The sequence below is a fragment of the Streptomyces sp. NPDC060209 genome, assembly GCF_042728155.1.
Taxonomy (GTDB): domain Bacteria; phylum Actinomycetota; class Actinomycetes; order Streptomycetales; family Streptomycetaceae; genus Streptomyces.
This window is the reverse complement of the sequence record NZ_JBHWZS010000295.1, coordinates 1-10811: the sequence shown is the minus strand read 5'-3', so window position 1 is coordinate 10811 and position 10811 is coordinate 1. Positions and strand designations below refer to the sequence as shown.

The window sequence follows — 10811 nt, the reverse complement described above, 5'->3', positions numbered from 1 at the left end:
GGCCGGGAGAACCCGGCCCGTACGGCGGTCGAGGACGGCCGGCGGACTCAGCGGTGCGAGGGGAATTCCACGACCTGCTGGTACGTCGGCCGGTTCTGCCAGTGGATCGACTTCTGCGAGATCCCGCCCAGCGGACGGTGGACGATCGTGTCGGTGCACCACTGCTCACCGGCCTTGCAGCTGTCGTCACCCGGGTAGACCGTCGTCGCGGGTACGGCCGCCGCCTCCTTCAGGGTGCCGAGCAGAGCGGAGCGGCAGGCGCTCAGGTCGCCGTTGCCGCAGTACGTCTTCGCCAGAGGGCCCTTGACGGACTGTCCGAGGACCTGGCGCAGGTCCTTGTCGGCGAAGCCCCACCAGCCGTACTGGAACGCGGAGCCGCTGTGCGCCCCGCTCGGCCCGTGGCTCGCGGCCGGGGACTCGTCGGTGGCCAGGCTCGCGGTCAGCGCCGTGTAGAGGCTGTCGCCCAGGCCGGGCCGGAACTCCGCCTCGACCAGCTTCGGCCACCACGCGTCCATGATCCGTACCGCGTCGGCGTGCGTGTACGTGTGCGATCCCGGGCTGGTCTCCTTGCGCTGCGCCCCGGCGGCCCGCCACGAATCGAGCTGCTGGACCACCGCGTTGAGCTCCGGGTCGGTGACCGGCTGGGAGCGCAGCACCTTCAGGAGCTCGGGCAGCAGTTGCTCGCCGCGCAGATCGGTGAGGGCGGCCTCCTCCATGGCGCGGGTGAGGGAGGCGCGGGTCACCCCGCCGTCCGCCACCAGTTCGGACACCCTGTCGTCGAGCAGGTCGCCCCGGTGCACCGCGCCGAAGCCGAACGCGGCGGTGGAGTAGTCCTTGGCCTGACGGTTGTTCCAGGAGATGTAGTAGTCCTGGCCGATGGACTGCGGGTGTTCGGCGAACGGGGTGTAGTCGGTGGTGTTGGCCGCCGGGTCGTAGCCCCGCCACTCGTACGCCTTCTCGGCCTTGACCGGCAGCGCGGCGTCCACCCCGGCAGCACGCACCGGGTTCATGCCGCTGTTGTAGAACGCCGCGGTGCGCGAGTCGGCGTAGAACCAGTTGAAGGCGTAGTCGATATTGCTCGCCGCCTGCTGGAAGGAGGCCGCGTCCGTCACGTACGCCGGGTCGTTGAGCAGCTGGAAGCCGATGATCGAGTCGGCCTCGTGCCGGTAGGTGGTGCGCAGCGAGGTGTACGCGACCGGCTTGCCGCCCACCGTGGCGCGGTGGGTGACGATGCCGTAGTCCGTGCGCCACACCTGCATCCGGTAGGAGCCCTTGGCGGTGGAGTCGGCGACTGTGGGCTTCCAGGAGTTGGTGCGCTCCAGCTTCTCCATGGCCGTGCAGGCGCCGTCGTCGCGGTAGTGCGTGGAGTCCTTGGTGGGCGTGGAGCCGTCGGGTTCGCAGAGCTCGACCGCGTAGGTGTCGGTGATGTCCTGGGCCGCGGAGGTCGCGCTCCAGGCGTAGTCCTGGCCGCGGCCCATCTGGATGTACATGCCGACACCCGCGAAGGAGACCCCGCGGGCGCTGATGCCCGGACCCTGGAGCTCCTGGAGCATCATCAGCTGCGGGGCGAAGTAGCCGGTCTGGGGGCCCATGACGGCGATCGGGTTGCCGCTCGCGGTGTGCTTGCCGGACACCAGGAGGGCGTTGGACATCCCGCGCTTCTGGGCGCCGTCACCGGTTCCGGGCAGGGAGCCCTCCGGGATCACGCCGTCGTCGTACATGCCCTGGAGGGGGGCGAGGGCGGCCGGCGCCTTCACCGGGGTCTTCCTGTCCGTGCCGGCCGAGCCGGTGCGGTCGTGGATCAGCGGTTCCGGGGTGACCGAGCCCGGATCGGGAAGGGCGGCGCCCCGGGCGTTGTCGGGCTTGCCCGCGTAGGGGAACGAAGTGCCGTCGTGGACGGTGAGGACGGCCTCGGGGTCGTTGCGCTGGCGGAAGGACTCCCAGACCCGGGTGCCCTCCTCCACGCCGTACTTCTGCTGGGCGGAGAGCAGCGAGAGCGCGGCCTGGACCTCACCGCCGCCTCCCCCGCCGAACTGTCCGCCGACGACCGAGGCGATCGAGATCAGGTCGGTCAGCTTGAACGGCTGGATCTCGCCCACGTTGGTGATGGAGTCGATCTTGCCGGTGAGGACGTACTCACCCGGGAAGTAGCGGCCCTTCTTCGACTTCTCGCGGTAGGAGTTGATCCCGTCGATGTAGGCCTGCGCGTCAGCCATCGCCTGCTCGCCGCGCGCGCCCTCGGTGGTCCTGATCCACTCGACCTGGGCCTCGAGATCCGCCTCGGTGTACGGGGCCTGAGGCCAGAACTGCTGCTCCAGGCCCTGGTTGGCCAGCGCTCCTCCGGCGAAGGAGGTCAGCTCGCCGCGCCCGATGTGCCGGAAGAGGTCCATCAGCCACAGCCGGTCCTGCCCGGCGGCGAACCCCGCGCCGAACTCGGTGCCGTAGCGCGTGGTGCCCTTGATGTGGGGTACGCCGCTCTTCTTGTCACGGGTGATCGTGACGTCCTCGCGCGGCTTCGTCACTGACTCGACCTGGTCGGCGGCGACCCCGAAGGAGGCGTCGTTGAAGAAGTCGGTCAGCTTCTGGTCGGTGAGGCTCGTATGGCCGGCGACCAGTCCGCTGTAGCGGTCGAGCTGGTCGTCGCTGTGCGCTGGATGGGTACCGAACGCCTTGTTGCCGAGGATCTCGACGAGCGTCGCGTTGCCGTTCTCGCCGGGCGGCAGGATGTCCGCGCACTGGCTTGCGCAGTGGTCGGTGACGGCGAGGGGCTCCGGCTCCGCCGCTCCGGCGCTGGGCGCCGAGGCGAGCAGGGACGTACCGAGAGCGAGAACGGCCGCGACTGTGGCGGCTCTGAGCGTGCGGGTGCGTGGGGGCATGCGTGCTCCTCCGGGTGGCCGATGCGCCGGAGGTTACTGGCGGTATGCCCCGCCGGTAAGATGAACATCAGTCACTTTTTCTGAATCACCACACGCCGATACACGGCCTCACTTGGCCCGTCTCAGTCCGTGGACGCATTTCACCCTTGGATGGAGCCGAATCGGGCAGTCGTACGTCCATCCCTTGACGCCGAAGTACGAGCGACGGAGGTGGCAGTGCCATGGCCGGTTTCCGGAGTCTTGCGAGACAGGTCCGCGATCCGCGGGGTGATCTGGCTTTGCGGCGGTACTCGCTGCGCAAATGCCTGGAGAGATTCGCCCCGTACGGTCACCGGGCGACCTGGGATCATCTGTGCGCCCGGCACGGGATCGAGCCCGAGGACCGGGCCCCCGACCCGGTGCGCCTGACCCGCGCGCTGGAGGAACTGGAGGAGGCGCGGGCCGTCTGGCTCGCCTACGAGGCGGGCTTCGCCGAACGGCGGCGCCGCGAGAAGCACGACGGGCTGCGGAGGCCCGGCAGATTCGACGACTGGCACCGGCGGACCTGGGGCGGCAACGGGATCGCCCACTGCGGCGATCCGGGGGTCCATCCGAGCGCACCCCTGGCCGAGGTCCTGGGACGGCTCATCGCGGCCCTCGGCGCGAAGCCCGGCGCCGCGTGCCCGGTCTGCACGGGAACCGGCATCATCTGGCGGCAGGACCTGGACCGCGAACCATGGGCCGGTCCGGTCTGCACGGGCTGCGGCATCGTGGTCCCCCGGCCCGTCCTGACGGCGGGAGCGCTCAGCAGGGCCCGAGGAGCACGGACGAGGGATCTGACAGCGTCGGCCGCCTGAGGCGCACGGGTCACGGAGTGACCGGCCGGAGCGGGGGCGCACTCAGGAGCGGTCCGCCGCGCCCCGCTCGGGCATCAGTCGCGACCCGGTCATCCGGTCACCGAAGACGTCGTCCGGGTTGGACAGCACACAGGTCTCCAGCGACAGGCATCCGCAGCCGATGCAGTCGGTGAGGTGGTCACGCAGCCGCCCCAGCTGCTTGATGCGCTCGTCCAGCTCCGAGCGCCACGCCCGGGAGAGCCGGGCCCAGTCCTCGTGGTTCGGTGTGCGCTCCTCCGGCAGCTCGGCCAGCGCCTCCCTGACGGTGGCGAGCGGGATACCCACCCGCTGCGCCGCCCGGACGAACGCCACACGGCGCAGCGCGTCCCTGGTGTAGCGGCGCTGGTTGCCGCTGGTGCGGCTGCTGCTGATCAGGCCCTTGGCCTCGTAGAAGTGCAGGGCCGACACCGCGGCGCCACTACGGGCGGAGAGCTGACCGACGGTGAGTTCTTGGTATGACTGCGGGATCTGCGGCACTCCCCCAACCCTAATGGTGGCGCCCCGGCCTCTGCCGCCACTTCGAGAACCGGCCGGTCCGTCGTTGACAGGGACGCGCGGTCCAACCATGCTGAGCAAGCGCTTAGACATCGCCCCGGAGAGGGCGGCCGACAGCCGGAAGGCAGGGACCACGAACATGGCAGAGCCGAAGATCTTCACGTCCGCACAGGAGCTGCGGGACGGGGTGGGCCAGGAGCTCGGGCACAGCGATTGGCTGGAGATCGATCAGAAGAGGATCGACCAGTTCGCCGAGGCCACCGGTGACCACCAGTGGATCCACGTGGACCCGGAGCGCGCCGCGGCCGGCCCCTTCGGCACGACGATCGCGCACGGCTATCTGACGCTGTCGCTGCTGCCGGTGCTCGTCCCGCAGATCCTGCAGGTCGAGAACACGAAGATGGGCATCAACTACGGGACCAACAAGGTCCGTTTCCCCTCGACCGTCCCGGTGGGCTCGCGACTGCGCGCCACGGCCGTGCTCAAGAACGTCGAGGAGGCGGGCGGCGGTGTGCAGGTGACCGCCCTCGTCACCATCGAGCGCGAGGGCGGCGACAAGCCGGCCTGCGTCGCGGAGTCGGTGTCGCGCTACTACTTCTGAGCCGCGGACACCTCCGACGGTGCGGAGTGACGCCGGGCCCCCGGGGGGGCCCGGCGTCACTTCACTTCTGGGCGCCCACCATGCGCAGGACGAGGTCCGCGTAGAGGGTGCCGACCTCCTCGGGCGTCCGGCTGCCCTGCGCGTTGAACCAGCGCGCCACGTCGATGCAGAGGGACAGCACGGCGAGCGTGGTGCCCGGGACGTCGGGGACGTCGAACTCGCCCGCCCGGACCCCTTCGCTGATGATCCGGCGCACCACGGCGTCGGTCTCCCTGCGCAGGGCCACGATCTCGGTGCGGTGCTCGTCGCCGAGGGCTTCCAGTTCGTACTGCACCACGCGCGCCGTGGTGTGGCGCTCGGCGTGCCAGCGGACGAAGGACCGCACGGCGTCGGCGAGCCTGTCGGACGCCGTGCCACCGCTGTCGGCCGCCGTCTCCAGAAGACGCAGGGCCCGGTCATGGCCGATCCTGCTGATCCGGTGGAGCAGCTCTTCCTTCGTCTTGTAGTGGATGTAGAGCGCGGCGGGGCTCATCCCGGCCCGTCCGGCGATGTCACGGGTGGTGGTCGCGTGGTAGCCACGCTCGGCGAACGCCTCCACGGCGGCGACGAGCAGTCGTCGGGCCGCTTCGGGCGTCACCTCGCTCCACGGCGTGTTCTCGCCGTCGGTCTCCTCCGCCGTGCTCATCGCCACGTGCCCCTTTCAGCTGGCAGGACGAACACCATACCGCGAAGCTGAGCAAGCGCTTAGAGCGTTCGTGGGGTGAGACCGTCAGAGCTTCTGGAAGGGATCGTGCTCGGCGAGGATCTTCTCCAGCCTGGCCTGGTCGACCCGGCTGACGATCTGCCCCGCCTCCTGCCGGTCCCTGATGACCTTGGCGAGGGTGAAGCACGAGGTGACGAGATAGAGGACGCCGATGGCGAGGAAGGCCCGCACCCAGGCGTCGGCGTCGAGGAAGAAGATGCCGAGGGCCACCGCGCCCATCGCCACCCCGAAGGAGAGGACGGCCTGTCCGTAGAAGGCGGCGGTGCCCTGATGCTTGACCGATGTTGTCTCACTCATGTCGCACAGCATCCGGCGCGGTGGCGTACGCCGGTATCCGCCGGCGTACTCACCCGGTACTCAGAATCAGGAGCCGGGGGCGGCCCGCAGGGCCCGGCAGGTTCGGGAGGCCCCCGCAGCCTCAGAAGGCGGAGACCCCCGTCAGCGCGCGGCCGATGATGAGCTTCTGGATCTGGCTGGTGCCCTCGTACAGGGTCATCACGCGGGCGTCCCTGACCAGCTTGCCCACGGGGTACTCGTCGATGTACCCGTAGCCGCCGAACACCTGCAGGGCGTTGTTCGCCGCGCGGACCGCGGCCTCGGAGGCGAAGAGCTTGGCCGTGGACGCCGCGGTGGCGAAGTCCTGGCCGCGGTCGATGAGGTCGGCGACGCGCCAGGTCAGCATGCGGGCGGCGTCGACGTCCACGGAGATGTCGCTGATGAGCTCCTGGACGAGCTGGTAGCTCGCGATGGACTTGCCGAACTGTTCACGCTCGCCCGCGTAGCGCACGGCGGCGTCCAGGGCGGCCTGCGCGATGCCGACACAGCCGGCCGCGACCGACATCCGGCCCTTGGCCAGGGCGGACATGGCGATGGAGAAGCCCTTGCCTTCGGGGCCCATGAGGGTGGAGGCGGGGACCCGGACATCCTCCAGCACCAGCTCGGCCGTGGCCTGGCCGCGCAGCCCGAGCTTGCCGTGGATGGTGCGCCGGGTCAGGCCGGGGGTGTCCGCGGGCACCAGGAAGGCGGAGATGCCCCGGTGCCCCGGGGTGTCGTCGGTGCGGGCGAAGAGCAGCACGACGTCGGCCCAGGTCCCGTTGGTGATGAACATCTTGGAGCCGTTGATGACGAATTCGTCGCCGTCGCGAACGGCCCTGGTGGTCAGGTTCCCCGCGTCGGAGCCGGTGCCCGGCTCCGTGAGGCCGAAGCAGCCGACGGCCTCGCCCGCGGTGAGCCTCGGCAGCCACTGCTGCTTCTGCTCCTCGCTGCCCCAGGAGGTGATCGTCTTGGCGACCAGCCCGAGCGAGACGGACACGATGCCGCGCACCGAGGAGTCACCGCGGCCGAGCTCCTCGGTCACCAGGCAGTACGCGAGGTGGTCCCCACCGGAACCGCCGTACTCCTCCGGGATCGTGAGCCCGAGGAAGCCGAGGGCGCCCAGCTTCTTCACAATCGACTTGTCGACACTCTCGGCACGGTCCCACTCGACGACATGCGGGGTGATCTCCCGTGCGACGAAGTCCTCGGCGAGCTGCCGGACGGCGTCCTGCTCCTCGCTCAGCTCCAGGTTCATCCTGCGACACCCCACTTTTAATTAGCACTGCTAGTTTTATGCTTGCAGGCCCTACTATGTGCCGCATGGCCCGACCGCGCAAGCCCCTCCTCAGCAGAGACCGCATCGTCGAGGCGGCGAGCGCCCTCGTCGACGCCGAAGGGCTGGACGCCGTCTCGACCCGCCGTCTCGCCTCCGAGCTGGGAGTGAGCGGGCCCTCGCTCTACAACCACTTCCGGAACAAGGACGAGATCCTCGACGCGGTCGCCGACGCCGTGTCCGCGCAGGTCGACCTGTCGATGTTCGAGGAGGGCGACCCGCGCGACTGGCCCGCCGCCCTGCACGACTGGGCCGTCTCCTACCGCGCGGCGCTCGCCGCGCACCCGCACATCGTCCCGGTGCTCGCCCAGGGGCCCGGCCGCCGTCCCGCCGGCCTGCGGGTCGCCGACGCGGTCTTCGGCGCCATGGTCCGGGCCGGCTGGCCGCCCGCCCAGGCCACCTACATCGGCGCGCTGATGCGCTACTTCATCACCGGGTCGGCGCTGGGCTCCTTCGCCCGCGGCTTCGTCGACGACGAGACGGCGTACGACCCCGCCGACTACCCCCACCTCGGCCAGGCACATCTGCTGGCCGACCGCCGCCAGCAGGTCGACGAGGGTGCCTTCGAGACCGGGCTGCGCGCCCTGCTGGACGGCCTCGCGTCGCAGTACGAGCAGACGGTCGGCGGCCGCACGGTTCGGCCCGCGCCGAACGGTGCCTGACGCATCCTGGACGCATGGCCCGTACGACACCGCACGATCCGGCAGCACCCAGGCTCGCCGCACTGGCAGCCCTGCTCGCCGACGAGACCCGCGCCTCCTTCTGCCTGGCCCTGCTCGACGGCCGGGCCTGGACCGCCGGCGAGCTGGCCCGCGGCGCGGGGGTGGCTCCCTCGACGGCCAGTGAGCATCTGGGCAAACTGGTCGCGGGCGGGCTGCTGGCCGAGGAACGCCAGGGCCGCCACCGCTACCTGCGGCTCGCCGACGAACGGATCGCCCAGCTGATCGAGGAGCTGGCCGCTCACGCCCACCCCGGCACCCGGACTCCCCCGCGCACGCTGCGTGAGGCGAGCCTCCAGCACGCGCTGGCCCGGGGGCGCACCTGCTACGACCATCTCGCCGGGCGGCTCGGCATCCGCGTCACCGACGCGATGACCGAGCGCGGACTCCTGCGGCAGGACGCCGGTTTCGCGCTGACCGAGGAGGGCCTGGAATGGTTCGGCTCACTCGGCATCCCCCTCGGCACCGCGTCACGGAGACCCCTGGCGCGCGGCTGCCTGGACTGGACCGAGCGGCGGCCGCATCTGGCGGGGACCTCGGGTGCCGCCCTGTGCCGTCACGTGCTGGACGCCGGATGGTGCGAACGGGTCGGGACGGGGAGAGCGGTCCGGGCGACCCCAGCCGGACGGCGCGCCCTGTCGGAGCATCTGGGCATCGACCCGGCGACCATTGACGCGTGCTGACAATTCGGTGGGACCCGAAGCGTTCCCGGCCTACCTTCGTGTCCATGACGACGACACCGACCGCGCGCCCCGCCGCGCCGGGCACCTCCGAACGCGACTGGCGCGCCCCGGCCGCCGCGTGCACCACAGTCATCCTGTGGGCCTCCGCATTCGTCTCCATCCGCAGCGCGGGCGAGGCGTACTCGCCGGGGGCGCTGGCGCTGGGCCGGCTCCTCGCGGGCACGCTGACACTCGGCGCGATCCTGCTCGTGCGCCGCGAGGGACTGCCGTCCCGGGCGGCCTGGCCGGGCATCATCGGATCCGGGCTGCTCTGGTTCGGGCTCTACATGGTCGTACTCAACTGGGGTGAGCAGCAGGTCGACGCGGGTACGGCGGCCATGATCGTGAACGTCGGGCCGATCCTGATGGCGCTGCTGGGTGCCAGGCTGCTCGGCGAAGGGCTGCCGCGCCGGCTCCTGACGGGCATGGCGGTCTCGTTCGCGGGCGCCGTCGTCGTCGGTCTCTCCATGTCCGGCCACGGGAGTTCCTCCGTGCTCGGCGTCGTGCTGTGCCTGCTGGCCGCTCTGTCGTACGCGGGAGGGGTGGTCATCCAGAAGCCCGCGCTGCGTCACGGATCCCCGCTGCAGATCACCACGTTCGGCTGCCTGATCGGTACGGTCGCCTGCCTGCCGTTCACCGGCGTACTGGTCTCCGAGGCGGCCGACGCACCCCTGTCCGCCACGCTGAACATGATCTATCTCGGGGTGTTCCCGACGGCGCTGGCCTTCACCACCTGGGCCTACGCGCTGGCCCGCACCACCGCGGGCCGGATGGGCGCGACGACGTACGCGGTGCCCGCGCTGGTGGTGCTGATGTCCTGGCTGCTGCTCGACGAGGTGCCCGCGCTGCTCACCGTCGCCGGCGGGCTGCTCTGCCTGGCCGGCGTCGCGGTCTCGCGGACCCGTGCGCGCAGGGTACGCGAGGGCGCGGGCCCTGCTGCGGCCTCCTGAGGACATCGGCCCCGAAGGCCCGCCGCCGGGCGGGTCGGAAGTCCCTCCGACCGGTGACGGAGGTCCCTCACGCATGCCGTGCCGACGTCGGATGCTGGGAGATACGTCACATCAGTGCGGACGGTCCGCCGTCGCGCACAGCCGAACCCGCGGGAGGTCACCGACTCATGCAGCACACCGGCCACGCCATGCTCAACGCTTCGGAACAGCTCGTCGTGGCAGCCGCGGCGGCTGCCGCTCCGTCGGTGTTCAACACCCAGCCGTGGTCCTTCGTCCTCACCGACGACGGGCTGGAGGTGCACGCGGATCCGCACGACGCCTCCATGCCTACGGCGTCCGCGGCACGCGATGTGCGGCTGTCGTGCGGGGCCGCGGTGTTCAACTCCCGGGTCGCACTCGCACGCCTGGGCCACGGGTCCCGGGTGTCGGTACTGCCCGATGCCGGTGACCCGCTGCTCGTCGCACGGGTCACCGCGACCGACGACGCCCCCGACCCGGCACTGGACGAGCTGTACCGCTGGGTGGACAGCCGCCGTACGAACCGCTATCCCTTCCGGCCCGAGGGGATCCCCGCCGGCGTGCTGGCACTGCTGCACGACGCCGCTCGGCGCGAAGGGGCGACCTTGCGTCTCCTCGACGGGGAGCCGGAGTACCAGCGGATGCTGACGTCGATACGGCACGCGACGTGGACCGAGGACGAGGCCGTCCGGGACGACCGGGACGCCCGGCTCTCCCCGCGGACCGGTCGGCCGGCCATTCCGGTCGGCAACCTCGGGCCCGTACCCCGGCGCGAACTCCCCGACGACCCGCCGGTTCGGGACATGGCCGAAGGGCTCGACCTGCCCGGGCGCGGGAGCGCGGCCTTCGAACCGCACCCGGACCTGGCCGTCCTGGAAACGGCGGACGACGTCCCCGGCTCGTGGATCGCCGCCGGCCAGGCACTGCAGAGGCTGCTGCTGGAAGCCACCGGGCACGGGATCGCCGCCTCGTTCGCCAACCAGCCTCTGGAGGACGCCGAACTGCGCCCGGACGTGTCGAGCGGCGCCGCGCACCACGGGCACCCGCAGATGGTGTTGCGGATGGGATACGCGACGGCACAGCCTCCGGTCTCGCCGCGCAGGCCGCTGAGCGAGGTGGTCCGCCCCGGGAGGGGCTGAGGCCG

General features: G+C 71.1%; 11 protein-coding genes. 6 read left to right on the top strand and 5 right to left on the bottom strand.

From position 1 onward, the window contains the following. Window positions 1-47 precede the first annotated feature (47 nt). On the bottom strand, window positions 48-2876 hold the full coding sequence (locus tag ACFWFI_RS35345) for a penicillin acylase family protein (RefSeq protein WP_387398477.1): 2829 nt from the start codon (window positions 2874-2876) through the stop codon (window positions 48-50). 221 nt (window positions 2877-3097) lie between these two features. Here ACFWFI_RS35345 and ACFWFI_RS35340 point away from each other — a divergent pair, with 221 nt between their 5' ends. Next, window positions 3098-3712, top strand: a complete 615-nt coding sequence (locus tag ACFWFI_RS35340) for a hypothetical protein (protein ID WP_387398475.1) — start codon at window positions 3098-3100, stop codon at window positions 3710-3712. 42 nt (window positions 3713-3754) lie between these two features. Here ACFWFI_RS35340 and soxR read toward each other — a convergent pair whose 3' ends face one another. Next, entirely contained in the window at window positions 3755-4228 is a 474-nt protein-coding gene (gene soxR / locus ACFWFI_RS35335; protein WP_387398473.1) for a redox-sensitive transcriptional activator SoxR, read from the bottom strand. Between the two features lie 157 nt (window positions 4229-4385). On the opposite strand from soxR, the gene ACFWFI_RS35330 reads away from it, so the two are divergent. Next, window positions 4386-4847: a MaoC family dehydratase gene (locus ACFWFI_RS35330; RefSeq protein WP_387398471.1), complete on the top strand. Its 462-nt coding sequence runs from the start codon at window positions 4386-4388 to the stop codon at window positions 4845-4847. A 61-nt stretch (window positions 4848-4908) separates the two neighbouring features. Here ACFWFI_RS35330 and ACFWFI_RS35325 read toward each other — a convergent pair whose 3' ends face one another. The 3 genes from ACFWFI_RS35325 to ACFWFI_RS35315 all read right to left on the bottom strand — a co-directional run bounded on the left by ACFWFI_RS35325 (window position 4909) and on the right by ACFWFI_RS35315 (window position 7180). Next, complete coding sequence (locus ACFWFI_RS35325) at window positions 4909-5532, bottom strand: TetR/AcrR family transcriptional regulator (RefSeq protein WP_387398469.1); 624 nt, start codon at window positions 5530-5532, stop codon at window positions 4909-4911. A gap of 84 nt (window positions 5533-5616) precedes the next feature. Continuing rightward, window positions 5617-5907, bottom strand: coding sequence for a YiaA/YiaB family inner membrane protein (locus tag ACFWFI_RS35320; RefSeq protein WP_387398467.1), 291 nt, complete (start codon window positions 5905-5907; stop codon window positions 5617-5619). 121 nt (window positions 5908-6028) lie between these two features. Beyond that, window positions 6029-7180, bottom strand: coding sequence for an acyl-CoA dehydrogenase family protein (locus ACFWFI_RS35315; RefSeq protein WP_387398465.1), 1152 nt, complete (start codon window positions 7178-7180; stop codon window positions 6029-6031). A gap of 65 nt (window positions 7181-7245) precedes the next feature. Here ACFWFI_RS35315 and ACFWFI_RS35310 point away from each other — a divergent pair, with 65 nt between their 5' ends. From ACFWFI_RS35310 to ACFWFI_RS35295, 4 genes are all read left to right on the top strand, one after another. Beyond that, window positions 7246-7920, top strand: a complete 675-nt coding sequence (locus ACFWFI_RS35310) for a TetR/AcrR family transcriptional regulator (RefSeq protein ID WP_387398463.1) — start codon at window positions 7246-7248, stop codon at window positions 7918-7920. Between the two features lie 14 nt (window positions 7921-7934). Then, window positions 7935-8660: an ArsR/SmtB family transcription factor gene (locus ACFWFI_RS35305; RefSeq protein ID WP_387398461.1), complete on the top strand. Its 726-nt coding sequence runs from the start codon at window positions 7935-7937 to the stop codon at window positions 8658-8660. Between the two features lie 44 nt (window positions 8661-8704). Further along, window positions 8705-9649 (top strand): DMT family transporter, encoded by a 945-nt coding sequence (locus tag ACFWFI_RS35300; protein ID WP_387398459.1) that lies wholly within the window; start codon window positions 8705-8707, stop codon window positions 9647-9649. A 167-nt stretch (window positions 9650-9816) separates the two neighbouring features. Next, entirely contained in the window at window positions 9817-10806 is a 990-nt protein-coding gene (locus tag ACFWFI_RS35295; protein WP_387398456.1) for an Acg family FMN-binding oxidoreductase, read from the top strand. Window positions 10807-10811: the final 5 nt, after the last annotated feature.